The organism is Amycolatopsis thermalba, assembly GCF_023376025.1.
GTDB classification, from domain to species: Bacteria; Actinomycetota; Actinomycetes; order Mycobacteriales; family Pseudonocardiaceae; genus Amycolatopsis_E; species Amycolatopsis_E thermalba.
Genome location: NZ_CP091196.1, coordinates 5,579,021 through 5,602,884 on the forward strand (window position 1 = coordinate 5,579,021; position 23,864 = coordinate 5,602,884).

General features: G+C 71.6%; 21 protein-coding genes. 7 read left to right on the forward strand and 14 right to left on the reverse strand.

What is annotated here, in order from left to right:
- The first annotated feature begins 39 nt into the window (after window positions 1–39).
- On the forward strand, window positions 40–966 hold the full coding sequence (locus L1857_RS27045) for a serine hydrolase (RefSeq protein ID WP_240323100.1): 927 nt from the start codon (window positions 40–42) through the stop codon (window positions 964–966).
- Window positions 967–1,307: 341 nt separating this feature from the next.
- Here the strand turns inward: L1857_RS27045 and L1857_RS27050 are convergent, their stop codons facing one another.
- The 7 genes from L1857_RS27050 to L1857_RS27080 all read right to left on the reverse strand — a co-directional run bounded on the left by L1857_RS27050 (window position 1,308) and on the right by L1857_RS27080 (window position 12,607).
- Window positions 1,308–2,117 carry an LLM class F420-dependent oxidoreductase gene (locus tag L1857_RS27050; RefSeq protein WP_116109924.1) on the reverse strand — a complete coding sequence of 270 codons (810 nt, stop codon included), beginning with the start codon at window positions 2,115–2,117 and terminating at the stop codon, window positions 1,308–1,310.
- Window positions 2,114–2,944: an LLM class F420-dependent oxidoreductase gene (locus tag L1857_RS27055; protein WP_116109925.1), complete on the reverse strand. Its 831-nt coding sequence runs from the start codon at window positions 2,942–2,944 to the stop codon at window positions 2,114–2,116. Before L1857_RS27055 ends, L1857_RS27050 begins: the two co-directional genes overlap by 4 nt.
- Window positions 2,945–3,047: 103 nt before the next feature.
- Entirely contained in the window at window positions 3,048–6,284 is a 3,237-nt protein-coding gene (icmF, locus tag L1857_RS27060; protein ID WP_116109926.1) for a fused isobutyryl-CoA mutase/GTPase IcmF, read from the reverse strand.
- A gap of 163 nt (window positions 6,285–6,447) precedes the next feature.
- Window positions 6,448–7,059 carry a GTP-binding protein gene (locus L1857_RS27065; RefSeq protein WP_094008268.1) on the reverse strand — a complete coding sequence of 204 codons (612 nt, stop codon included), beginning with the start codon at window positions 7,057–7,059 and terminating at the stop codon, window positions 6,448–6,450.
- A complete protein-coding gene (locus L1857_RS27070; RefSeq protein ID WP_116109927.1) occupies window positions 7,040–7,762 on the reverse strand; it encodes a DUF742 domain-containing protein in 723 nt (240 codons plus the stop codon). The genes L1857_RS27065 and L1857_RS27070 overlap by 20 nt, the downstream gene beginning before the upstream one ends.
- A gap of 7 nt (window positions 7,763–7,769) precedes the next feature.
- Complete coding sequence (locus L1857_RS27075; protein ID WP_094008270.1) at window positions 7,770–8,210, reverse strand: roadblock/LC7 domain-containing protein; 441 nt, start codon at window positions 8,208–8,210, stop codon at window positions 7,770–7,772.
- Complete coding sequence (locus tag L1857_RS27080; protein ID WP_429728417.1) at window positions 8,207–12,607, reverse strand: nitrate- and nitrite sensing domain-containing protein; 4,401 nt, start codon at window positions 12,605–12,607, stop codon at window positions 8,207–8,209. Before L1857_RS27080 ends, L1857_RS27075 begins: the two co-directional genes overlap by 4 nt.
- Window positions 12,608–13,484: 877 nt before the next feature.
- Between L1857_RS27080 and L1857_RS27085 the strand changes: the two genes are divergently transcribed.
- From L1857_RS27085 to L1857_RS27105, 5 genes are read left to right on the forward strand one after another with little or no spacing between them, the layout of a single operon-like run.
- Complete coding sequence (locus tag L1857_RS27085; protein WP_094008272.1) at window positions 13,485–13,901, forward strand: DUF485 domain-containing protein; 417 nt, start codon at window positions 13,485–13,487, stop codon at window positions 13,899–13,901.
- Window positions 13,902–13,905: 4 nt separating this feature from the next.
- Window positions 13,906–15,504 (forward strand): solute symporter family protein, encoded by a 1,599-nt coding sequence (locus tag L1857_RS27090; RefSeq protein WP_249466662.1) that lies wholly within the window; start codon window positions 13,906–13,908, stop codon window positions 15,502–15,504.
- A 12-nt stretch (window positions 15,505–15,516) separates the two neighbouring features.
- Complete coding sequence (locus L1857_RS27095) at window positions 15,517–16,674, forward strand: type III PLP-dependent enzyme (RefSeq protein ID WP_116109930.1); 1,158 nt, start codon at window positions 15,517–15,519, stop codon at window positions 16,672–16,674.
- Window positions 16,664–17,044, forward strand: a complete 381-nt coding sequence (speD, locus tag L1857_RS27100) for an adenosylmethionine decarboxylase (protein ID WP_116109931.1) — start codon at window positions 16,664–16,666, stop codon at window positions 17,042–17,044. Before L1857_RS27095 ends, speD begins: the two co-directional genes overlap by 11 nt.
- Complete coding sequence (locus tag L1857_RS27105) at window positions 17,025–17,888, forward strand: spermidine synthase (protein ID WP_116109932.1); 864 nt, start codon at window positions 17,025–17,027, stop codon at window positions 17,886–17,888. The genes speD and L1857_RS27105 overlap by 20 nt, the downstream gene beginning before the upstream one ends.
- Here L1857_RS27105 and L1857_RS27110 read toward each other — a convergent pair.
- The 7 genes from L1857_RS27110 to L1857_RS27140 form a co-directional block, all read right to left on the reverse strand.
- Window positions 17,854–18,210, reverse strand: coding sequence for a DUF3817 domain-containing protein (locus L1857_RS27110; RefSeq protein WP_094008277.1), 357 nt, complete (start codon window positions 18,208–18,210; stop codon window positions 17,854–17,856). The two genes, L1857_RS27105 and L1857_RS27110, sit on opposite strands and share 35 nt — an antisense overlap.
- 13 nt (window positions 18,211–18,223) lie before the next feature.
- On the reverse strand, window positions 18,224–18,616 hold the full coding sequence (locus L1857_RS27115) for a hypothetical protein (protein WP_094008278.1): 393 nt from the start codon (window positions 18,614–18,616) through the stop codon (window positions 18,224–18,226).
- 23 nt (window positions 18,617–18,639) lie between these two features.
- Entirely contained in the window at window positions 18,640–19,530 is an 891-nt protein-coding gene (locus L1857_RS27120; RefSeq protein WP_094008279.1) for a lysozyme family protein, read from the reverse strand.
- 128 nt (window positions 19,531–19,658) lie between these two features.
- Window positions 19,659–20,138, reverse strand: a complete 480-nt coding sequence (locus tag L1857_RS27125) for a transcriptional regulator (protein ID WP_094008280.1) — start codon at window positions 20,136–20,138, stop codon at window positions 19,659–19,661.
- A 305-nt stretch (window positions 20,139–20,443) separates the two neighbouring features.
- Window positions 20,444–20,611 (reverse strand): hypothetical protein, encoded by a 168-nt coding sequence (locus tag L1857_RS27130; protein ID WP_020418820.1) that lies wholly within the window; start codon window positions 20,609–20,611, stop codon window positions 20,444–20,446.
- Between the two features lie 172 nt (window positions 20,612–20,783).
- A complete protein-coding gene (locus tag L1857_RS27135) occupies window positions 20,784–21,926 on the reverse strand; it encodes a CaiB/BaiF CoA transferase family protein (protein WP_249466665.1) in 1,143 nt (380 codons plus the stop codon).
- A complete protein-coding gene (locus L1857_RS27140; protein WP_094008282.1) occupies window positions 21,926–23,071 on the reverse strand; it encodes an acyl-CoA dehydrogenase family protein in 1,146 nt (381 codons plus the stop codon). Before L1857_RS27140 ends, L1857_RS27135 begins: the two co-directional genes overlap by 1 nt.
- 91 nt (window positions 23,072–23,162) lie before the next feature.
- Between L1857_RS27140 and L1857_RS27145 the strand changes: the two genes are divergently transcribed.
- A complete protein-coding gene (locus tag L1857_RS27145) occupies window positions 23,163–23,777 on the forward strand; it encodes a TetR/AcrR family transcriptional regulator (RefSeq protein WP_094008283.1) in 615 nt (204 codons plus the stop codon).
- The last annotated feature ends 87 nt before the right edge of the window (window positions 23,778–23,864 follow it).

Genomic DNA, 23,864 nt, shown 5'->3' on the forward strand with positions numbered 1-23,864 from the left:
CCTGCAACAGGCGCTGATCAAGCCCGCGTTTGTGTGGGCATGAGAAGAAGGACGGCCGGCAAGGTCGTGCTCCCGGCCGCCGTGTTCGGCGCCGTCACGATGCTGACCTTCACGATCCAGCACCAGCCGCGGGTTTCCTCGGCGAGTTCGGTCGTGCAGGTGAGCGCACCGGCGGCGCCGGCGACGCAGAGCGCGCAGCCCGATCCGACGCCGACCGCCAGCGCCTCCCCGTCGCCGGCGCCTGCCGAGAACGACGACATCGCCGCGCGGGCCCTGGCGCTGATGCGCGAGAAGGTGGCGAGCGCCGAGGCCGGGATCGAGGTGTACGACCGGGAGACCGGCGTCGTGCTGACCCAGCTCGATGCCGACCGGCAGTTCTGCTCGATGTCCCTGGTCAAGCTGCTGATCGCGCTCGATGTGTTGCGGGACAACGAATGGGAGCTGCCGGACTCCGCCACCCAGAGCCGGCTGACCCGGATGATCACCGCCAGCGACGACACCATCGCCAGCAGCCTGTGGGTGCAGCAGGGCGGCACCGCGATCGTGACCCGCATGGCGGAGCTGATGCAGCTGACCGGCACCGAACCGCCGTCCTCGCCGGGCCAGTGGGGTTCGACGAAGATCACCGCCGCGGACGTGGTCAAGGTCTACAACTACATCGAGGACACCCTGCCGCAAGCGGGCCGCGACCTGCTCTACAACGCGATGTACCACGCGTCCCAGGCCGGTTCGGACGGGACGAACCAGTTCTTCGGCATCCCGGACGCGCTGCCGGGCACGACGTGGGCGATCAAGCAGGGCTGGGGCACCAGCGGTACGCAGGCTGTATACAACACGACGGGCCTGCTCGGCGAGGACGCCCGGTACGTGGTGGTCGTCCTGAGCAGCGCGCCGTCCCGCTACTACCGCACGCTGCCCGCGGCGCTCACCGCCGGCACCCGAGCCCTGGGATCACTGGTCGACTGACGCGCGGCACGAGCACCCCGCACCGGCGCAGAATGCCTGCACCACTGCCACATGCCGGCCACGGCACCGCAGCCCCGCAACCCTCGCCCAGCTGATGCGGCACGAGCACCCGCACCGGCGCAGAGCGCCTGCACCACTGCCACATGCCGGCCACGGCACCGCAGCCCCGCAACCCTCGCCCAGGTGATGCGGCACGAGCACCCGCACCGGCGCAGAATGCCTGCACCACTGCCACATGCCGGCCACGGCACCGCAGCCCCGCAACCCTCGCCCAGCTGATGCGGCACGAGCACCCCGCACCGGCGCAGAGCGCCACCACTACCGCCCGCCCCGCAGCCCGCTCAGCTGAACCGCGGCACCAGCGCGGCCAGCGCGTCGAGCCGGCGCAGGGTGTCACCCTCGGAGGCGGCCGGCAGGCCCAGCGTGACGCGCTCGGCACCGGCCTCGGCGTAGGCGTCCAGCAGCGCCGGGTCCGGCGGGGCGGACGTCGCGGTCACCGGCACCGATCCGGCCTGCGCCACCTGCTCGGCCGCCGCTTCCGGGTCGCGCAGGGCGTTGGGCAGCCAGCCGGCTCCCAGCCGCTTCGCACGTTCCAGGGCCGCGGCGCTGTTGCCTCCGATGTAGACCGGCACGTCCCGCTCGGGCTTGGGCCACTGGAACACCGGGTCGAAGTTCACGTGCACACCGTGGAACTCGGCCTCGTCGTTCGTCCACACTGTCCGGAGTGCCTGGATCTGCTCGTCCAGCAGCGCCCCGCGCGTGCGCGGGTCGGTGCCGTGGTTGCGCATCTCCTCGCGGTTCCAGCCCACGCCCACCCCGAACAGGAACCGCCCGCCGGACAACAGGTCCAGGCTCGCGACGGACTTCGCGGTGTGCAGGACGTCCCGCTGGATCAGCAGGGTGATGCCGGTGCCCAGCTTCAGCGTCGTGGTCGCGGCGGCGGCCGCGGTCAGCGCGACGAACGGGTCGAGCGCGCGGTAGTAGGCGCGCGCCATCTCACCGCCCGCCGGGTACGGGGTGTCCCGGCTGACCGGGATGTGCGAGTGCTCGGCGACGAACAGGGCGTCGAACCCGCGGTCCTCGACCGCCTTGGCCAGCACGTCCGGCCGCGCGCTCTCGTCGGTGACGAACGTCGAAATGCCCAGTTTCACCGGTAGCCCTCCACGAGTGCGGCGAGCTCGTCCAGCTTGGTCAGCGTCTCCGGCTCGGGGCGGGTGCCGAGCAGGAACGTCACGCGCTCCACGCCGGCCTCGGCGTACCCCGCCAGCGCCTCCTCGCTGCGACCCGCGCCGAAGACGGTGAACGGGACGTCGGTGCGGCCCTGCTCGGCCAGCCAGGCGCGGACCCGCTTGATCTCCTCCGGCGGGGTGTGGGCGCGGGGCATCCAGCCGTCGGCGTGCTTGGCGAGCCGGGTGAGCGCGGCCTCGCTCTCGCCGCCGACGTAGATCGGCGGGTGCGGGCGCTGCACCGGCTTGGGCCACTGCCAGATGGGGTCGAAGTCGACGTGCTCGCCGTGGAACTCGGCCTCGTCCTGGGTCCAGATCGCCTTGAGCGCCTGGATCTGCTCGTCGATCAGGGCGCCGCGGGTGCGCGGGTCGGTGCCGTGGTTGCGCATCTCCTCGCGGTTCCAGCCCACGCCGACGCCGAAGGCCACCCGACCGCCGGAGAGCAGGTCGAGGCTGGCCACCTCCTTGGCGGTGTGGATGACGTCCCGCTGGACCAGCAGGGCGACGCCGGTGAAGAGCAGCAGGTCACGGGTCTCGGCGGCGACCGCGGTCAGCGCCACGAACGGGTCGAGGGTGCGGTAGTAGACGCGCGGCAGCTCACCGCCGCCCGGGTAGGGGCTTTCCCGGCTGACCGGGATGTGCGAATGCTCGGCGAGCAGCAGCGAGTCGAACCCGCGCTCCTCGAGCGCGCGGCCGAGCGCGCCCGGACGGATGCCTTCGTCGGTGACGAACGTCGAGATCCCGAACTTCATGCTCCGACCCAACTTCCGCACCCGGGCGCGCTATTCCCGCTCCGGACGATCCGGACGTCCGGAGCGGGATCACACCGGCTGCGACCCGGTTCCCCGGTCCGCGTCAGATGTTGCGCCGGTACTGGCCGCCGACCTCGAAGAACGCCTCCGTGATCTGGCCGAGCGAGCACACCCGCGCGGCGTCCATCAGCACCCCGAACAGGTTGTCGCCCCGGGTGGCGGCTTCGCGCAGCGCCTGGAGCGCCTGCTCGGCGTCGTGGCTGTGCCGCTGCTGGAAGTCGGCCAGCCGCGTCAGCTGCGACTGCTTCTCCTCCTCCGTCGCGCGCGCCAGTTCGACCTCGACCTCGTCGTCCTCCGGGTGCGGGTTGCGGAACGTGTTCACGCCGATGATCGGCAGCGTGCCCTCGTGCTTGAGCCGCTCGTACAGCATCGACTCGTCCTGGATCTTGCCGCGCTGGTACCCGGTTTCCATCGCGCCCAGCACGCCGCCGCGCTCGGCGATCCGGTCGAACTCGGTGAGCACGGCCTCCTCGACCAGGTCGGTCAGCTCGTCGATGATGAACGAGCCCTGCAGCGGGTTCTCGTTCTTCGACAGGCCCCACTCCTTGTTGATGATCATCTGGATGGCCATCGCGCGCCGCACCGAGTTCTCCGTGGGCGTGGTGATCGCCTCGTCGTAGGCGTTGGTGTGCAGCGAGTTCGCGTTGTCGTACAGCGCGCACAGCGCCTGCAGCGTGGTGCGGATGTCGTTGAAGCTCATCTCCTGCGCGTGCAGCGACCGGCCGGAGGTCTGCACGTGGTACTTCAGCTTCTGCGACCGCTCGTTGGCGCCGTAACGCTCCTTCATCGCGACCGCCCAGATGCGCCGCGCGACCCGGCCGAGCACCGAGTACTCGGCGTCCATGCCGTTGGAGAAGAAGAACGACAGGTTCGGCGCGAAGTCGTCGATGTGCATGCCCCGGGCGAGGTAGGACTCGACGTAGGTGAACCCGTTGGCCAGCGTGAACGCCAGCTGCGAGATCGGGTTCGCGCCCGCCTCGGCGATGTGGTAGCCGGAGATCGACACCGAGTAGAAGTTGCGCACCCCGTGCTCGATGAACCACTCCTGGATGTCGGCCATCATGCGCAGGCTGAACTCGGTGGAGAAGATGCAGGTGTTCTGCCCCTGGTCCTCCTTGAGGATGTCGGCCTGCACCGTGCCGCGCACCTGGCGCAGCGTCCATTCGCGCAGGTCCTCGGCCTCCGACGGCGTGGGCTCGCGCCCGTGCTCGGCCCGGAACGCGTCCATCCGCTGGTCGATCGCGGTGTTGAGGAAGAACGCCAGGATCGTCGGCGCGGGGCCGTTGATCGTCATCGACACCGACGTGTTCGGCGCGGTCAGGTCGAACCCGTCGTAGAGCGCCTTCATGTCGTCCAGCGTCGCGATGGACACGCCGGAGGTGCCGATCTTGCCGTAGATGTCCGGTCGCGTGTCCGGGTCGTGCCCGTACAGCGTCACCGAGTCGAACGCCGTCGACAGGCGCTTCGCCTCGGAGTCGGCCGAGAGGTACTTGAACCGGCGGTTGGTGCGGAACGCGTCGCCTTCGCCGGCGAACATGCGCGCCGGGTCCTCACCCTCCCGCTTGAACGGGAAGACGCCGGCCGTGTAGGGGAAGTAGCCGGGCAGGTGCTCACGGCGCAGGAACGACAGCAGCTCGCCGCGGTCGGTGTAGCGCGGCAGCGCCACGCGCGGGATCCGGTTGCCGGACAGGGTGTCCCGCCACAGCTGGGTGCGCAGCTCCTTGTCCCGGATGCGGACGACCAGCTCCTCCTGCCGGTAGGACTCGGCCAGCTCGTCCCACCGCTCCAGCAGCCCGGCCACCGACGGGTCCACCTCGGACTCCGCTTTCGCCAGCAGCGCCTCGATCGGGCCGGTGTCCGCGCCGTCCGCGGCCAGCGCCCCCTTCGCGGCGCGCAGCTGGTCGACCTTGCGCACGGCCGCGACCTGGTCCCGCGTCTTCTCGTGGTAGCCGCGCACGGTGGCGGCGATGTCGGCGAGGTAGCGCTCCTTCGACGGCGGGATGATCACCGTCGCCCCGGTGGACACCTTGGCCTCCACCTTCGGCAGCTGGCCCGCCGACACCGACAGGCCGCGCTCGGCGAGCGCGTCGCGCAGGTACTGGTACAGCGCGGTCACACCGTCGTCGTTGAAGCGCGCGGCGCTGGTGCCGAACACCGGCATGTCCTCGGGCGAGGCCCCGAACGCCTCGCGGTTGCGCACCAGCTGGCGCGCCACGTCGCGGCGCGCGTCCTCGGCGCCGCGGCGCTCGAACTTGTTGATCGCCACCACGTCGGCGAAGTCGAGCATGTCGATCTTCTCCAGCTGCGACGCGGCGCCGAACTCCGGCGTCATCACGTACAGCGAGTAGTCGACGTGGTCCACGATGCCCGCGTCGCCCTGCCCGATGCCCGGCGTCTCGACGACCACCAGGTCGTAACCCGCGGCCTTGCACGCCAGCACGGCCTCGTCCAGGCCGTCGGGTACCTCACCGCTGGCCTGGCGGGTGGCCATCGAGCGGAAGTAGACCTGCGCCCCGTCCAGGCCGTTCATCCGGATCCGGTCGCCGAGCAGCGCACCACCGCCGCGGCGCCGGGTCGGGTCGACCGCCAGCACCGCGATGCGCAGCTTGTCCTCCTGGTCCAGCCGGAAGCGCCGGAGCAGCTCGTCGGTCAGCGACGACTTGCCCGAGCCGCCGGTGCCGGTGATGCCCAGGACCGGGACCGTGCGGGCCCGCGCCGCCTCGGTGATGCGGGCGAGCCGGTCCTCGGTCACGCTGCCGGCCTGCAGCTGGGTGATGAACCGCGCGAGCGACGGGACGTCCCCGGCCAGCAGGTCGTCGTCCGACCCGGCCGGCACCTCGGCCAGGTCGTAGTCGCACTCCTTGATCATCAGGTTGACCATGCCCGGCAGGCCCAGCTGGAGGCCGTCGTCCGGGGAGAAGATGCGGGCGACGCCGCGGGAGTGCAGCAGCTCAATCTCCTCGCGGACGATGACGCCGCCCCCGCCGCCGTACACCTTGATGTGCCCGGCGCCGCGCTCGTTCAGCAGCTCGACGAGGTAGCTGAAGTACTCCACGTGGCCGCCCTGGTAAGCGCTGATCGCGATGCCGTGGGCGTCCTCGCTGATCGCGGCCGTGACGACCTCGTCCACCGACCGGTTGTGCCCGAGGTGGACGACCTCCGCACCCTGCGACTGCAGGATGCGCCGCATGATGTTGATCGAAGCGTCGTGCCCGTCGAACAGACTCGAGGCGGTGACGAACCGCACCGGGTGCACGGGCCGGTGAAGTGAGGCGTTCATGCCTCAAAAATACTTGGACTTCCTACTATCGCAAACCCAAGCGTGACCGCGGCGACATCCAGCGCGGGACCGTAACGATTCAGAAGGCGGACAGCACGACGACGGCGTCGTCCGGACGGGTGCCGGGCCCCCGCCCGGCACTTCCCCAGCTACCTCGCCGGCGTCAGCGCGCGCCGGCCGTGCGCATCGCGATCCACTGCCGCATCGCGTACTCGACCAGCGTGATCAGCGTCTGCTTGGTCGACTCGCGGTCGCGGGCGTCGCAGCGCACGATCGGAATGCTCTCGTCGATCGCCAGCGCCTCGCGCACGTCGCTCAGCTCGTGGTGCAGCTGCCCGTCGAACGTGTTGACGCCGATGATGTAGGGCAGCCTGCGGTCCTCGAAGAAGTCGACCGGCGCGAACGAGTCCGCCAGCCGCCGCGTGTCCGCGAGCACCACGGCACCGATCGCGCCGCGGACCAGGTCGTCCCACATGAACCAGAACCGCTGCTGACCGGGCGTGCCGAACAGGTACAGGATCAGGTCCTTGTCCAGCGACACCCGGCCGAAGTCCATGGCCACGGTGGTGGTGGCCTTGTTGGGTGTCTGGTCGAGGTTGTCGATGCCGCGGCTCGCGTCGGTCATCATCGCCTCGGTGGTGAGCGGCACGATCTCCGAGACCGAGCCGACGAAGGTGGTCTTGCCGGCACCGAAACCACCGGCGACCACGATCTTCGCCGAGGTCATGGTCTGCGGCGCGGCCTGCCGCGGTGCCTTAAAGCCGACGGAGTCCACTCAACACCCTTTCCATCAACATGAGATGCGCCTCGGCGTCGTCGTTGGTCGACACCGTGCGGTGCACGGTGACCAGACCAGCATCGGCGGCGTCGCTGATGAGGACTCTGGCCACGCCGATCGGGACCCGCAGCAGCGCTGCGACCTCCGCGACCGACCGCGGTGTACGACATTCTTCCATGATCGAGCGGTGCTCGAACTGCACCGTCAGCGCGCCGGCGTCGAGCCGGGCGAGGACGGCGTCCTGGACGGAGATCAGCGTCTCCAGTTCCAGGGCGACCCGGGCCTTGGTGCGGCCGCCGGTGAGCGCGTAGGGGCGCACCACCGCGGTCTCCTCGGCGGGGTGGAGCTCCGGCTCCTCGCGGCGCGACGGCACGCGCGGGGCCGGCTGCGGGGGCTGCACCGGGTCGAAGAACCCGCTGCCCGGCGAGGAGTCGAAGAGGCTCGCCGGCCGGGCCGGGTGCTCCGGCTCCGGTCGCGGCGCGGGTGCCGGTTGCGGTGACGGCTGGGGCACCGGCGGCGCCTGCTCGGCCTGCGGTGCTTCGGGGGCCTCGGCCGTTTCGGTCCCGGGCTGCTGGTCGCGCTGCTTCTTGCGCTTCCAGCGGCCACGCCCGGAGTCCAGGCTGAAGCTGTTCATCACGTCGGCGAACGTCGGCTCCGGTTCGCCGCCGGATGGGGAGCCACTCTCGGATCCCGTGGTCATGTCGGCATCATCCCACCGGTTCACCGATCAGGGGGCCACCGGCTCCCTGCAGCTGAGCCCGCAGTTCGGGGGTGAGGATCTGGCCCACCCGGTCGACCAGCATGGTCATCTCGTAGGCGACCTGGCCGATGTCGCAGTTCGGGGCGGCCAGGACCGCCAGGCACGAGCCGTCGCTGATGGACATCAGGATCATGATCCCGAGTTCCATCTCCACGACGGTTTCGTTGACCGCACCGGCTTCGAAGCACCGCGCCGCGCCCTGGGTCAGGCTGACGAGCCCGGAGGCCACCGCGGCGAGCTGGTCGGCGCGGTCGAGCGGCAACCGGTTCGAAGCGGTCAGCAGCAGGCCGTCGGCCGAAACGACCACCGCGTGCGCTACGCCAGGCACACGCTCGGCGAAATCATTGACCAGCCATCCGAACTGGTTCTGTGGCTGCGGCGTGGTCATTCACCCTCCATGGTTCCTTGTTCGGGGTCGGCGGACTGAGCGGTCCGGTGCCTTCCACGCTGAACACCTTGCTGGAAACTGCTCAGCCTGCCACGCACATCCTGCGGGTCACGGCGTGTCCGCGGTGCCGGGGCGGGCGCCCCCGGGGACAGGGCGCTGCCGGGCAGCAACTGCTCACCGCGGCGCCGCTTGGGCAGCCCCGCCGCGGTGAAGTTCGACGGCGACGACGAGGAGACGGTCTGAACCGCCGCCCAACTCTCGTCCGAGGCGAACGACCAGGCGCCACCCGGGACACCCTCCGCTCCGGCCGGCTGGCGGTCCGGGGTGGATCCGGACTGCTGGCCGCCGCCGGGTCCGGACTGCTGGGCGCGGGCGGGTTCGGGCTGCTGGCCGCCGCCGGGTCCGGGCTGTAGGTCGCCGGCGGGTCCGGGCTGCTGGGCACCGGCGCGTTCGGGCCTCTGGAAGAGGCCGGTGCCCTCGCCGGTGCCCGGACGCTGGAACAGCCCGGTGCCCTCCACCGGCCGCGGCTGGCGCCGGGGCAGGCCGTTCTCGGCCTGCCCCGAGGCCGGCTGCCGCTGGGGCAAACCGTTCTCCGGCTGAGCTTCGGCACCCTCGGCAGGCTGCGGCTGGCGCTGCGGCAAGCCGGGCTCCGCCCCGGCAGCAGCAGCCGTCTCGGCCGACGGGCGCTGCGCCAGGCCGCTCTCGGCAGGCTTCGGCTGGCGCTGCGGCAGGCCGCTCTCGGCAGACTTCGGCTGCCGCTGCGGCAGGCCGGGCTCCGCCCCGGCAGCAGCAGCCGTCTCGGCCGGCGGGCGCTGCGCCAGGCCGCTCTCGGCAGGCTTCGGCTGGCGCTGCGGCAAATCGGGCTCCGGCTGAGCGTCCGCGCCCGCCGCAGGCTTCGCCTGACGCTGCGGCAGGCCGGGCTCCGGCTGAGGCTCCGCGGACGGCTTCGGTTCGCGCTGGGGTAGCTCGGGGCCCTTGTTCGTGGCGGTGGGCTCGGGCTTTGGCTCGGGTTTCGGTTGGCGGCGTGGCAGGCCGCTGTCCGTGGCGGTGGGCTTCGACGAGCCGTCCGCATCCTTCGCCTTCGGGAGAGCGGCCTCGGCGCCTTCGGCTTCCTTCGCCTGCGCGCCGGCCTTCGGCTTGCGGCGGGGTAGTCCGCTCTCCGTCGCCTCGGTGCTCTTCGGCTCGCGCTGCGGGAGGCCGCTGTCCAGCTGCGGCGCCTCCGCGCCCGGGCGCGGCTTGCGGCGCGGCAGGCCGGTCTCCGGCTGCGCCGTCCCGGCGGCGGTGCCCTCCGCCGGAGTGGCAGCGCTTTCCCGCTGCGCCGCGGCACCTTCCTGCGCCGCGGCGCTCGCCTTCGCAGCGGCACCCGCCTGCGCAGCGCTAACCCCTTGCGTCGCGGCGCTCGCCTTCGCAGCAGCATCCCCCTGCGCAGCAGCTTCCTGCGCGGCAGCACCCTCCTGCACTGCGCCAGTCCCCTGCGCGGCGGCGCTGCCCGGCACGGGGGCACTCCCCTGCCCAGCGGATCCCGGCACAGCAGCAGTCCCCGCCGCAGCAGCAGCTCCCGGCGCGGCACTGCCCGCACCCGCGCTGCCCTGCGTAGTCGCAGTGTCTCCGTCCGCGCTGGTAGCGCTTTCCCGCCCCGCAGCGGCTTCCGCGGACTGGTCCCGCTTCGCGTGGCGGGCGCGGTTCACGCCGTGCTGGAAGCTGCTCAGCCGGCCCCGCACGTCGGCCGGGTCGCGGACCGGCATCTCCCGCTGCGGGTTCGGCTCCGGGGTCTCCGCGGCGGCACTGCCGGGCAGCAGCTGCTCCCCGCGGCGGCGCTTCGGCAGGCCCGCGTCGGTGAAGGTCTTCGGCTCCACCTGGGACGCCGCCTGGACCGCGCGCCAGTTCTCGTCGACCGCGAAGTCCCAGCCGCTGGCCGCCTTGGCGCTCTCCGGCTCGTCCGAAGTGGACTCACCCGCCGTCGAGGCCACCTTCGCAGCCGCCGGCGGATCGTCGCTGCGGAACCACGCCGACAGGGTCTCGTCGAAGATCGGCGTCGTCTCGCGGCGCGACGGCGGCGGCGTGGCCGGCTTCGGCTCGTTCGCCGCCGAGCTCCACCACTCCGACAACGGGCTGCTGTTCGCCGCGAACAACGCCTTCCCGCTGGGCAGCTCATCCGAGGCCGGCGTCGGCTCCGGCTCGGCAGGCGCCTCGGGCGCGGGCGACGGCTCCGCACCCTCCGCGGGGATCGGCGTGAACAACGCGGTCCCGGAGATCTCCAGGTCCGACGGCGGCCGCGGCGGCAGCACCCCGGAGTGCCCGTTCTGCGCCCACGACGGGGCGTTCGCACCATCCCCGGGCGTCGGCGCCTGACCGAAACTCGCCAGCGCCTCCGGCCGCCCCGCACCGTTGACCGTGCGCCGCCGCGGCAGCGCGGCCGACGGGTCCGGCTGGGCCGGGGCCGGCGCGGGCAGGTCCATGACCAGGTCCGCGGGCACGGTGACGGTCGCCCGCACCCCGGCGATGTCCTTGCCCCCGTGCAGGACCACCCCGATGTTGTGCCGCCCGGCGAGGCGGCCGACCACGAACAGGCCCATCCGGCGCGAGGTCGCGAGGTCAACCGTGCCCGCCTCGGTCAGCCGGGCGTTGGCCTCGGCGACCTCGGCCTCGTTCATCCCGATGCCCTGGTCGATGATGTCGATGACCAGGCCGCCCTGGTCGTTCGCGCGGGTCGTGACCGTCACGTGGGTCTCCGGCGCGGAGAACGCGGTCGCGTTGTCCAGCAGCTCGGCGACCAGGCGCATCAGGTCGCTCGCGGCGAACCCGACGATGCGCGCGTCCGGCGGGGTCTGCACCACGACCCGCTGGTACTGCTCGATCTCCGACACCGCGGCGCGCAGCACGTCGGAGGTGGTGACCGGCTGGCCGGAGCGGCGGCCCGGCTCGGCGCCGGAGAGCACCATCAGGTTCTCGTTGTTGCGCCGCATGCGGGTCGCCAGGTGGTCCAGCTGGAACAGCGTCGCGAGCTGGTCGGCGTCCTCCTCGTCCCGCTCCAGCCGCTCGATCAGCTGCAGCTGCCGCTGCACGAGGCTCTGGCTGCGGCGCGAGAGGTTGACGAACACGCTGCTGTAGCCGGTGCGCATGTTGGCCTGCTCGACCGCGAGCCGCAGCGCCTGGCTGTGCACCGCGTCGAACGCCTTGGCCACCTCGCCGATCTCGTCCTTCGTGCCGACCGGCACCGGCTGCACGTCGGTGGTCTGCTCGCGGCCCTCCTGGATGTTGCGCACCGCGGCAGGCAGCTGCCGGTCGGCGACGTCCAGGGCGCCGGCCCGCAGCACGCGCAGCGAGTGCAGCAGCTGGCGGGTGATGAGGATGACGACCGCGGCGGTGACCACGAGCGCGAGGAACAGCAGCACCGCGAGCAGGCCGGCGTCGGTGCCCGCGCTGTCCGCGAGGTCCGCGGAGGTCGCGGTGAGCTCGTCGCCCAGGCTGTCGCTGACGGTGTTCAACGCGGCGATCACCGACGCCGACACCGCGGTCCACTGCTGGGCCGAGATGCCGCGCAATGCGCTCGGCACGGAGGCGCCCTCGGCCGCGAGCACGCCGTTGACCAGGCGGCTGCGGGTGTTGAAGTCCTGGCCCATCACCGTGCGGTCGAACAACGCCTCCTGCGCGGAGCCGGCCGCGGCGCGGAAGTCGACGAGCCGGTCGGTCAGCCGCAGCTCGGCCGTGCGCAGGTCGTTGAGCTGGCTCGGGGTGAGGTTGCCGCGCGCGATGCCGTAGCCGAGCAGCGACTGGGCGATGGACGCCTCTTCCTTCACCACCAGCACGTCGTGCAGCGCGCTCGGCGTGCCGCCGATGGCGTCGTCGCCGATGCCGGCGACCAGCGAGGTGTCCAGGCCGATCAGCGACTCGGTCATCTCGCTGTAGGCGGCCAGCGCCTGCACCGCGTCGAGGCGGCCCTCGGCGACCTGGCGGCGCACCTCGGGCAGACGGCCGACGGCGGCCGCGGCGGCCTCGCCGGGCGCGCGGATGCCGTCGTCGGCGTCCGCGGCGTGCCCGGTGGCGCCGGCGAGCGGGCCGGTCGCGCTGTCCACCAGCTGCCGGGCGGCGTCCAGCCGCGGGGAACTGCCGACGGTGCCCTGGGTGAGCAGCGCCGCGGTCTCGGTGCGCTCCTGTTGCAGGGCGTCGACCAGCGTGCGGACCGCGCCGTTCAGCTCGACCAGCCGGTTCATCCGCTCGTAGTTGCCGGAGCGCTCGACCTGGTTGCCGATGGTGATCCCGCCCAGCACCAGGGCGACCACGATGGGCACCAGGGACACGGCGGCGAGCTTGGCGGACAGCCGCCAGTCCCGCCAGCGCGTGAGCGTGGCCCACTTCGACGGCTCCTCCGGTTGCTGGCCGAGGAGCTGTCCCACAGGCACTTGGCCCTGTCCTGCAACGGTCACGAAGGTGACTCCCTGTCCGGCGTCTGCTGTGCGTGGTGGGCCGGACCCGTGCCGGAGCGCACGGCGGCGGCACCGCGTGACCTCAACCGCATGGCTCTCCTCATCACGGGTGGAACTCGTCGCTTCTCTTGCAGCCCCAGCCGACGGCGCTGTCCCGGCCGCCCGCCGTCCCGCCGGACCGGCCCGGCGCCGTTGCCGGTGCATCATGCGGTGTGCACGATGCGGCGCACAACACCGGTTTACGCTCGGTCACAGCGAGTCAGCGTGGCCCAGGAAGCGTACACCAAACGGGCCCCACCGAAGCCCGCCGAACCTGGCGGTGCTGACCTGCGGAAATACCGCTGGTGACCAGGGGTTTACGCGAAATGCCTTGTCAGGGCGCCAGAAGCGCGGTTTCCGGTTACCGCAGGGCACACCCACACCGTGGACCTGTCACCCACTTAGCCCAGAGCTGACTGGGACGAAGCGGAAAATCCACACCGACCGTGCGGACGCCCCGTGTCCGGCGAGCCGAATACCCCCCGATCTTGTGGCTTTCGCTGTGATGTGGATTTCTGCCCGGTCACCACGTCTGGCCAGCGCTTTTTCACCACCGCCGCGGTGTTACGCGGTATCGCGCGCCTCACCCCTTCCAGGGACGGCACCCCGCGTCACCTCACTGCCGGTTACGTGCTTCGGCGGAATCCCGCCCGCCTTTCGCCCGATCAGCGGATTAACCCGTCCGGGTGGCCCAGGCCCGCTTCACTCTGAAGAGGTCCTCCGATGTCGGAGGCCCAGGTCGGCGTAGTTAGCATGTGCGCCCACTGAAAGAGTTTCACCGACTTCGCTCGCTTGCCGGGAGGCAGAGATGCAGAACGTCGCCCCCACCGCCGCGACGCGCCCCGGGGAAGACACGGGGCAGATGCGGCCGCTGTTCGGCAACCCCAGCGAGCAACCGCCGCCCGCGCCGCGGCGTCCGGCCGGTCCCGACTTCGTCGCGATCCAGCGCAGCCCCGAGTTCGGCGAGCTGCGGGGGCGGTTCCGGCGGTTCGTGTTCCCGATGAGCCTGGCGTTCGTGCTCTGGTACCTGGTCTACGTGCTGCTCGCCGCGTACGCGCACGACTTCATGAGCATCAAGGTCTTCGGCGAGGTCAACGTCGCGATCGTGCTGGGGATCCTGCAGTTCGTCTCGACCGCCCTGATCACGGCCGCGTACCTGCGGTTCGCCCGGCGCCGCATCGACCCCGCCGTGGACGAGGTCCGCCAGCAGGCAGGAGTGCAGTAACCCGATGACCCACCTTCTCGCCGCGGGCACCGCGACCGCGGCCAGCAACCCGGTCCTCAACATCGCCGTCTTCGCGTTGTTCGTCGCCATCACGCTGTTCGTGGTGTACCGCGTGAGCAGCCGGAACTCCTCCCGCTCCGACTACTACGCCGCGGGCAGCGCGTTCACCGGGCGGCAGAACGGCATCGCGCTCTCCGGCGACTTCCTGTCGGCCGCGTCGTTCCTCGGCATCGCCGGCGCGATCGCCGTGCACGGCTACGACGGGTTCCTCTACTCGATCGGCTTCCTGGTCGCCTGGCTGGTGGACCTGCTGCTCATCGCGGAGCTGCTGCGCAACACCGGCCGCTTCACCATGGGCGACGTGCTGAGCTTCCGGATGAAGCAGCGCCCGGTGCGCGCCGCCGCCGCGACGTCGACCCTGGTGATCTCGCTGTTCTACATGCTGGCCCAGATGGCCGGCGCCGGTGGCCTGATCGCGCTGCTGCTGGACATCCACGGCGGCTTCGGCCAGGCCCTGATCATCGCCGTGGTGGGCATCGTCATGGTGCTGTACGTGCTGGTCGGCGGCATGAAAGGCACCACCTACGTGCAGATCATCAAGGCCGGCATCCTGATCCTGTCCGCGGTGCTGATGACCGTGTTCCTGTTCGGCAAGTTCGGCTTCAGCCTGTCGAACCTGCTCTCCCAGGCCGCCTACCACAGCCCGATGGGCGACAAGCTGCTCGAGCCGGGCGGCCAGTACGGCGCGAACGGCACCACGAAGCTGGACTTCGTGTCGCTGGCCATCGCGCTGATCCTGGGCGCGGCCGCCCTGCCGCACGTGCTGATGCGCTTCTACACCGTGCCGAACTCGCAGGAGGCGCGCCGCTCGGTCGTGTGGGCCACCGCCTGCATGTTCGTGTTCTACCTGTGCACCCTGGTCATCGGCTTCGGCGCGGCCGCGCTGGTCGGCACCGACGCGATCAAGGCCGCGCCCGGCGGCGAGAACTCCGCGGCGCCGCTGCTGGCCCTGCACATCGGCGGCACCCTGCTGCTGGGCATCATCGCCGCGGTGGCGTTCGCGACGATCCTGGCGGTCGTGGCCGGCCTGACGCTGACCGCGTCGGCATCCTTCGCCCACGACGTGTACGCCAACATCTTCAAGCGCGGCCACGCCGACCCGGTCGACGAGGTGCGGGTGGCGCGGCTCACCGCGATCGTGATCGGGGTGCTGGCGATCCTCGGCGGCATCCTCGCCAACGGGCAGAACATCGCGTTCCTGGTCGCGCTGGCGTTCGCGGTCGCGGCCTCGGCGAACCTGTCGACGCTGCTGTACTCGCTGTTCTGGAAGCGGTTCAACACCACGGGCACGCTGTGGGCCATCTACGGCGGCCTGGGCGCCTGCCTGGTGCTGGTGATCTTCTCGCCGGTGGTGTCCGGTTCGCCGGACTCGATCATCAAGGGCGTGGACTTCCACTGGTTCCCGCTGAAGAACCCGGGGCTGGTGTCGATCCCGTTCTCGTTCCTGTGCGGCTTCCTCGGCACGATCCTCGCCAAGGACAAGGCCGACCCGCGCAAGCACGCCGAGATGGAGGTCCGTTCGCTGACCGGCATCGGCTCCTGAGACGCTTCGGGGGTGACACCCCGAAGCCTCGGCCGGATCCGGCGCTTCCTGGCCGCGCACGACGTGCCGACGCCGTGCCTGGTCGTGGACACCGACGCGGTCGCCACGCGCGTGCGGGAGCTCCTCGGCGAGTTCCCGCACGCCCGTCTGTGTTATGCGGTGAAGGCGAACCCGGAGCCGGCGGTGCTGCGGGCCGTGCTGGGCGCGGGCGGCGGGTTCGACGTGGCGAGCCCGGCCGAGATCGAGGCGTGCCTGGCGGCCGGCGCCGAGCCCGCGGCCCTGTCCTACGGGAACACGATCAAGAAGCCGGCCGACATCGCGTTCGCCTGGTCGCGCGGGGTGCGGGACTTCACCACCGACGCCGAGGGCGACCTGGCCGCCTTGGCCGCGCACGCACCGGGCGCGTCGGTGTCGGTGCGGATCCTGGTGGACGGCCCGGCGTCGGCGACGCCGTTCGGGCAGAAGTTCGGCTGCGAGCCGGGCCGCGCGGCCGACCTGCTGGTGGAGGCGGACCGGCTGGGCCTGGACACGGCCGGGATCGCCTTCCACGTCGGCTCGCAGCAGCCGGAACCGCAGGCGTGGGAGGCCGGGATCGCCGCGGCCGCCAAGATCTTCGCCGACTGCGCCGCGCGCGGGGTGCGGCTGCGGCGCCTGAACATCGGTGGCGGTTTCGGCATCACCTACCGGCAGGCCGTGCCGTCGCTCGCCGCCTACGCCCGCACGATCCGGGCCGCGGTGGCGGCGTACTTCCCCGACGAGCCGGAGGTGCTGCTCGAACCGGGCCGGGCCGTGGTCGCCGAGGCCGGGCTGATCCGCACCGAGGTCGTGCTGGTGTCGACCCGGTTCGGGCGGCGGTGGGTCTACCTCGACATCGGCCGGTACAACGGCCTGGCCGAGACCGAGAACGAGGCCATCCCCTACCGGCTGGAGCCGCTGGACTCGCACGGTGAGCGGGGTCCCGTCGTGCTGGCCGGGCCGACGTGCGACGGTGACGACGTGCTGTACCAACGGACTCCCTACGAGCTGCCGCTGTCGCTGCGCGCCGGGGACCGGCTCGACATCCTCGACGCCGGCGCCTACACGGCGAGCTACTCGTCGGTGGCGTTCAACGGGATCCCGCCCCTGCGCACCTACTGCCTGGAAGGAGGCACCCTCGCCGATGGCACGTGAGATCGGCGCGTTCGCCGGACGGCACGTCCTGGCCGAGCTGCGCGGCATCGACCCGGGCCTGCTGGACGATCCGGCGTTCCTGCGCGACGCGCTGCGGACCGCGGTGACCGAAGCCGGGGCGACGGTCCGCGAGGTGGTCGGCCACCGGTTCGAGCCGCAGGGCGTGACGGTGCTGGCGCTGCTGGCCGAGTCGCACGCTTCGGTGCACACCTACCCGGAGATCGGGGCGGTGTTCGCGGACGTGTTCACGTGCGGGGACCAGGCGGATCCGGTGCTCGCGGTGCGCCTGCTGGCCGCCGCTTTGGGCACCGCCGAGGTGGAGATGTCGGTCGTCGAGCGCGGGGAGAAGCATGTCACGGCAGATCGTTGAGCCCCTGGGCCCCGGGTTGTCGCGGGTGTGGGACGTGCCGGAGGTGCTGTTCGACGAGCACACCGGGTTCCAGCGGCTGCTGATCGGCCGGACGGCCCAGGGCGTGTCGCTGTTCTGCGACGACGAGCGGCAGAGCACCGAGGCGAGCCAGCTCGTCTACCACGAGGCGCTGATGGTGCCGGCGATGCTGCTGGCCGAGCGGTTGCGCAGGGTGCTGATCATCGGGTCGAGCGAGGGCGTGGCGAGCCAGCTGGCGGTGGCGTTCGGCGCGTCGCAGGTCGACCACGTCGACATCGACCGGGTGGCCGTGCGTACGTGCGCTTCGCTGCTCCCCTACGGCTACACGGCCGAGGAGCTGGAGGCCGCCGAGCGCGGCGAGGGGCCGGTGCGGGTGCACTACGCCGACGGGTTCTCGTTCGTGGAGTCGTCGCCGGGCGGGTACGACCTGGTGGTGATCGACCTGCCGGACGAGAACACCGATCCGCGGGCCCAGCACAACCGGCTCTACGGCGCGGACTTCCTGCGGCGGTGCGCCGGGTTGCTCGCGCCCGGCGGGGTGGTCTGCTGCCAGGGCGGCTGCCCGACGCTGTGGCGCAACGAGACGCTGCGGATCGCCTGGGCCCGGTTCACCGAGGTGTTCGCCACGCCGGTGTACTACGGCAGCGACGAGCACGAGTGGGCGTTCCTGTCCGGCCGCGTGGACGAGGTGGCCGACCCGGTGGGCACGATGATCGCCCACCTGGACGGCTTCACCCCGGCGACGCTGGACGCGGACACCCTGCGCGGGTCGACCGTGGTGCCCTACTCGCTCAGAGCTTGCGCCCCGCCTGGACGCGGTGCGTGACCGACCGCTCCGCGACGAACGACAGGAACGGGATGGTGCCCGCGAGCAGCACCAGGATCGTGCCCTTGATCGACCACCGCGCCTTGAGCGCCAGGTCGACCGCGAACACCAGGTAGACCATGTAGAAGATGCCGTGGCTGACACCGGCCCAGCTCATCATCCCCGGCGAGTCGAACGCGTACTTGAGGATGAAGGCCGCCGTGAGCAGCAGCAGCGCGATACCGGTGGCGTAGGCCAGCACGCGGTAGCGCAGCAGCGGTCCCCGCAGGGCCGGCGCGGCCTTCGCGGCCGGGGCGCCTTCGCGTTCGTCCGTGTCCACCATCAGGTCTGCCTTTCTAACTCTCGCGCTGGTCGCGGGCGTGCAGCTCGGCCAGGTAGCGGTTGTAGGCGGCGAGCTCGGGGTCCTCGTCCTCGGCCGGGAGCTGCCGCCGCACCCGGGGCGCCGGCACCTCGCGCACCGGCTGGTGGCCCCACTCGGCACGCGACTCCTCCGGCCGGGCGTCCTCGTCGGCCGCCTCGCGGCGCAGCTTCCAGATCCGCCACACCAGGAACGCCGGGAACACCCCGAACAGCGGCCACTGCAGCACGTAACCGAGGTTCTGGAACGAGCCGCTCGCCGATTCGAACCGGTTCCACTGCCACCAGGCCAGCCCGCAGCACACCGCGAACGCGGCGACGCACAGGACGCCGATCGCGATCCGGCGCGGCGTGAACAGACCCGTGGGCACACCACGACGCTAGCACCCGCGGGTCAGGAGACCTTGACGACCTGGGCGGCCTTGGCGTAGGCGTCGGCCAGGCCGAACACCTTCTGCGCGTAGTCGACCGAGTTGTTGTACGACAGGATTCCCGACCACCAGCCGTTCGCGCTGGCCATGTCGCGGCTGCCGACGCACAGGTACTTGGCGGCGGCGAGCGCGGCGGCGTCGATCTGCTGCGGGTTGTAGCCGCCGCCGTAGCGGGCCCACGTGCTGGGCAGGAACTGCATCGGCCCGACCGCCCGGTCGTACACCGGATCGCCGTCGAACCGGCCGCCGTCGCTGTCGCCGATCGCCTTGATGCCGGGCGAGCCGTCCAGCGGGACGCCGACGATCGCCTTCGACGGCAGCCCGTTGGCCTGCAGCACCGCGCCGCCGTACTGGCCGTGGTTGGACTCGACCCGGCCGATGCCGGCGAGCGTGGCCCAGGACAGCCGGCACTTCGGCTGCGTGGCCCGCATCTCCAGCTCGGCGTTGCCGTAGGCGACGAGCGCGCGGGCCGGGATGCCGGTGACGTCGGCGACCTGGGCCGCCCACCGCGAGAGCAGGTCCCCGCCGCCGGACTGCTGTTGCTGCTGGGGTTGTTGCTGCGGCTGGGTCTGCGCGGCGGGCGTGCCCTCGACGGTCACGCTCACCGGGGCGGCCGAACCGGGTTCGACCTGCGCCGCGGCGTTGGCCAGGTCGGGGATCTCGGTGGTGGTCTCGGTGCGGCCGGGACGGGTGACCGCGCTGGTCGTCCAGATCCCGCCGACGGCCGCGGCCAGCACCAGCACCACGACCGCGAGCCTGCCGAGCATCGCGGGCGCGGCCCGGGCGGGCCGGGCCGCGGGATCGTCACCGGTGGACACGTCCGCAGGGTCGTGCTCGATCTGCTCCGTGTCCAAGAACCTTGCCTCCCACCTGTCGCCCGCACGCTTCGCGCGCCGACGATAGGTGCGCCGATGTCAAGCGAGCGCTAAAGCCTCACCTGACCAACGAGGCCGCGTTTCCTGACGTTACGCGGCCACGACGGTCAGCTGGCGCGCTGGCGGGCGAGCCGGGCGACGCACCAGGCCGGGGCGCTGCCGCGGCGCAGGTGCTGCAGGACCGTCATCGGGCCGAGACGACGGGACAGGTCGGACGGGGTGAGGCCGGCGGACCGGTAGTCCAGGGCGCGCTGGTCGAGCGGGCTGATGCCGGCGTCCCACCAGGCCTTGGCCTCCTCGATGTCGCCGACCATCTGCCACCAGCCGGCGGCCGCGACGAGCAGGTCGACCGGCACATCGGGCAGCCGTTCCTGCATCGCGTCAAGGTAGTCCGGGTCGGCCGACTCGACCGGCTTCCACGTGCGGGTGCCGGTGCGGGCGCGCTGGCCGGGGATCCCTGGTGGTTGCTGCGGCAGTTCGGCGAGCCAGGCGGAGGCGATCCGGTCGGCCTCCATCTCCTCGGGCGTGCGCTCGAGCTCGGACGCCCACTGGGCAATCACCGCATCCACCCCGGGATCTCCGGTCATCCCTGCCTCCTTGTGCCCCAACTGAAAGCCACCATCGAACGGCGATGATCGAAGCGATCGACCGTTTCGCCCGTGAGAACCGGCCGGTCACGCAATGTGAGCACCGTAGGGGGAATTCGGGCCGTCGCGCCAGAGGTTCCGGGCAAGGAATTCGGCGACCAGCGCGTTAATCACGGCAATCCACCCGGATGGTCGAACAGTGCCCCTCTGATGCCAGGATTGATGACTTTGCGTAGTTGTCCACGGAACGCGCACGGCCACGGCCGGCACCGCGGCGAGGCGGTGCCGGCCGTGGCCGGATGGGGTCAGGAGAAGAGGCTGCGGACGAAGGTCACGATGGCTTCGGCACCGTCCCGGAGCCAGCCCAGCGCGCTGCGCACCACCTCGGCGGACTCGGTGGGACGGGTGATCAGGAAGAACAACACAAGCGCGACGACGGCCACGATGACGATCTTCTTGGTGTTCGCCGACATGGCCGTGTTCCCCTCGCTGCACTGGACCCGCGGGCCTGGTTCCCCCCGATCAACGGCAATCCTGCCGTCACCGGGACGTTTTCGACACCCCTTCACACGGATGGCTGGGCGTTGTGACGCTGCGTGCCCAGCCGGGACGTGTGACCACTCTAAACGATCTGTCGCACGCGCGTCAGGAGGCGATCACCCCCGCCTGCCGCAGCGCCGCGACACCGTCGGTGTCATACCCGAGTTCGGCCAGGACATCCTCGGTGTCCGCCCCCTTTTCGTGCGGTGGTTCCGGGGTGGCGGGCGGGGTGCGGTCGAACCGCGGCGCCGGGGCGGGCTGCACCACGCCACCGATCTCGACGAACGTGCCGCGCGCCGCGTTGTGCGGGTGCGCGGCCGCCTCCCACGGGCTGAGCACCGGCGTCAGGCAGGCGTCCGTGCCCTCCGCCCGCGCCACCAGCTCGTCGCGGGTGTACTTGCCGATCGCCGCCGCCAGGATCTCGCGCAGCCGCGGCCACTGGTTCCAGTCCAGGTGCACCGGCAGCTCCGCCGGGTCCAGTTCGAGCACCTGCACCAGATCGCCCCAGAACCGCATCTCGATCGCCCCGACCGCGACGTACTTGCCGTCCGCGGTCTCGTACGTGTCGTAGAACGGCGCGCCCCCGTCGAGGACGTTGCCACCCCGCTCGTTCGGCCACATCCCGGCCGACCGCATCCCGAACAGCTGCGTCATCAGCAACGCCGCGCCGTCGACCATCGCCGCGTCCACGACCTGCCCGCGCCCCGAGGTGGTCCGCTCGTGCAGCGCGGCGAGGATGCCGAACGCCAGCAGCATCCCGCCGCCGGCGAAGTCACCCACGAGGTTGAGCGGCGGCACCGGCCGCTCCCCCGCGCGCCCGATGGGTTCGAGCGCGCCCGCGACGCTGAGGTAGTTGATGTCGTGCCCGGCCGCCGATGCCAGCGGCCCGTCCTGGCCCCACCCGGTCACCCGGCCGTAGACGATCCGCGGGTTGCGCCCCTGCACGTGCTCGGGCCCCAGACGCATGCGCTCGGCCACGCCCGGGCGGAAGCCCTCGATGAACACGTCGGCCCGCTCCGCGAGCCGCAGCACGACCTCGACGCCGTCGGGGGTCTTGGTGTCCACGCCGATGGTCCGGCGCCCGCGCGTGAGCGGGTCGCCGGGCACGCCGAGGACGTCCGCGCCCGGCTTGGCCCGGTCGACCCGCACCACGTCGGCACCGAGGTCGGCCAGCAGCGTGCCCGCGAACGGCGCCGGGGCCAGGCCGGCGAGTTCGACGACCTTCAGCCCGGCGAGTGGTCCCGCCATCACAGCGTCCGCGAGATGACTTCGCGCATGATCTCGCTGGTCCCGCCGAAGATGCGGGAGATGCGCAGATCCGTCCACGCGCGGGCGATCGGGTACTCGGTCATGTAGCCGTAGCCGCCGTGCAGCTGGACGCAGTCGTCGACGACCTTGTTGGCGCGCTCAGTGGTCCACAGCTTGACCATCGCCGCGCCCTGGACGTCCAGCTCGCCCTTGAGGTGCCGTTCGACGCACTGGTCGAGGAACGCGCGCGCGACGACCGCCTCGGTGGCCGCGTCGGCGAGCTTGAACTTGCTGTTCTGGAAGTTGTAGACCGGGCGGCCGAACGCGGTGCGGCCCTTGGTGTACTCGATGGTGAGGTCGATCGCGGCCTCCATGCCTGCCACCGCGGTGACCGCGATGATCAGCCGCTCCTGCGGGAGCTGCTGCATCATCTGGATGAAGCCCTGGCCCTCCTCGCCGAGCAGGTTCGCCGCGGGCACGCGCACGTCGTCGAAGAACAGCTCGGCGGTGTCCTGGCCCTTGAGGCCGACCTTGTCCAGCACGCGGCCGCGGCGGAAGCCCGGCCGGTCGGTCTCGACGACGATCAGCGACACCCCGGCCGCGCCGGCGTCCGGATCGGTCTTGCAGGCCAGCACGACCACGTCGGCCATGCCGCCGTTGCTGATGAAGGTCTTGGCGCCGTTGATGACGTACTCGTCGCCCTCGCGAACCGCGCGGGTTTTGATGCCCTGCAGGTCGGAGCCGGTGCCCGGCTCGGTCATCCCGATCGCGCCGACCCACTCGCCGCTGGCGAGCTTGGGCAGCCACTCCTTCTTCTTCTCTTCGGTGGCGTAGTTGAGCAGGTAGTGCGCCACGATGCCGTTGTGCACGGACACGCCCCACGAGCCGTCCCCGCTGCGGGCCTGCTCCTCGTAGAGCACGGCTTCGTGCGCGAAGGTGCCGCCACCGCCGCCGTACTCCTCGGGGATCGAGATGGCGAGCAGCCCGACCTCGCCGGCCTTCGTCCACAGCTCACGGTCGACGGACTTCTGCTGGTTCCACCGCTCCTGGTGCGGCACGAGCTCCTTCTGGCAGAACGAGCGGGCCAGTTCGCGGAACTCGCCCAGGTCCTGCGCCCAGGAACTCTTCGGTGCGGGCAACGGCATCGGTGACCTCCAGCAGTGGAAAACATTACGGACGGAATGTAAGTTCCAGGTGGAATGTACATCCGGCGGGAGCGCCGGTAAAGGAGGCGACGTGACCGCGCGGGGGCACCGCACACAGGCGCAGCGCCGGGAGCAGACCCGGACGGCCCTGCTCGACGCGACCATCGAGTGCCTGGTCGAGCTGGGGTATGCGCGCACGTCGGTGCAGGAGATCTGCGCCAGGGCGGGGGTCTCGAAAGGCGCGGCGCAGCACCATTTCGCGGACAAGGCCGAGCTGATGGCGGCCGCTGTGGCGCATCTCACGGCCCGGCGGACGGAGGCGCTGTCGGAGTCGTTCGCGGACCTGCCGAGCGGCGAGGAGGCCATCCCGGCGGCGATCGACCTGCTGTGGGCGGGTTACTCGGGCACGCTCGCCGCGGCGGCGACGGAACTGTGGATCGCGGCGCGCACGGACCCCGTCCTGCGGGCGGCGATCCGGCCGGTCGACCGGGCGCTGGGCCGGGAGACGCTGACGCAGATCCGGAACCTCGCGCCGGACCTGCCCCGGGAACGCGTGGAAACGCTGTTCTGGCTGACGGTGAACTTCACGCGAGGACTGGCGCTGGACGCCGAACTGGGCGGCGCACCCGCACGGCGAAAGCAACTACTGGAGGAGTGGAAGCGACTCGCGGTGGCCGCCTACCGGGGCGACACGGAGGCTGACTGAAGGCGACACCGACACGACAGCGAAGCGCGGAGCGGCGGGAGCCGCCGCGCGGACGCGACGGACCACGCAAAGCACCTGGACCGCGCC

What these genes read in the sequence shown, in the direction of transcription:
- L1857_RS27135 (WP_249466665.1), bottom strand. Translation starts at nt 21,926, where the DNA reads ATGGCGGGACCACTCGCCGGGCTGAAGGTCGTCGAACTCGCCGGCCTG.
- L1857_RS27090 (WP_249466662.1), top strand. Translation starts at nt 13,906, where the DNA reads ATGACCCACCTTCTCGCCGCGGGCACCGCGACCGCGGCCAGCAACCCG.
- speD (WP_116109931.1), top strand. Translation starts at nt 16,664, where the DNA reads ATGGCACGTGAGATCGGCGCGTTCGCCGGACGGCACGTCCTGGCCGAG.
- L1857_RS27045 (WP_240323100.1), top strand. Translation starts at nt 40, where the DNA reads ATGAGAAGAAGGACGGCCGGCAAGGTCGTGCTCCCGGCCGCCGTGTTC.
- L1857_RS27130 (WP_020418820.1), bottom strand. Translation starts at nt 20,611, where the DNA reads ATGTCGGCGAACACCAAGAAGATCGTCATCGTGGCCGTCGTCGCGCTT.
- L1857_RS27105 (WP_116109932.1), top strand. Translation starts at nt 17,025, where the DNA reads ATGTCACGGCAGATCGTTGAGCCCCTGGGCCCCGGGTTGTCGCGGGTG.
- L1857_RS27070 (WP_116109927.1), bottom strand. Translation starts at nt 7,762, where the DNA reads ATGACCACGGGATCCGAGAGTGGCTCCCCATCCGGCGGCGAACCGGAG.
- L1857_RS27110 (WP_094008277.1), bottom strand. Translation starts at nt 18,210, where the DNA reads ATGGTGGACACGGACGAACGCGAAGGCGCCCCGGCCGCGAAGGCCGCG.
- L1857_RS27085 (WP_094008272.1), top strand. Translation starts at nt 13,485, where the DNA reads ATGCAGAACGTCGCCCCCACCGCCGCGACGCGCCCCGGGGAAGACACG.
- L1857_RS27055 (WP_116109925.1), bottom strand. Translation starts at nt 2,944, where the DNA reads ATGAAGTTCGGGATCTCGACGTTCGTCACCGACGAAGGCATCCGTCCG.
- L1857_RS27125 (WP_094008280.1), bottom strand. Translation starts at nt 20,138, where the DNA reads ATGACCGGAGATCCCGGGGTGGATGCGGTGATTGCCCAGTGGGCGTCC.
- L1857_RS27140 (WP_094008282.1), bottom strand. Translation starts at nt 23,071, where the DNA reads ATGCCGTTGCCCGCACCGAAGAGTTCCTGGGCGCAGGACCTGGGCGAG.
- icmF (WP_116109926.1), bottom strand. Translation starts at nt 6,284, where the DNA reads ATGAACGCCTCACTTCACCGGCCCGTGCACCCGGTGCGGTTCGTCACC.
- L1857_RS27075 (WP_094008270.1), bottom strand. Translation starts at nt 8,210, where the DNA reads ATGACCACGCCGCAGCCACAGAACCAGTTCGGATGGCTGGTCAATGAT.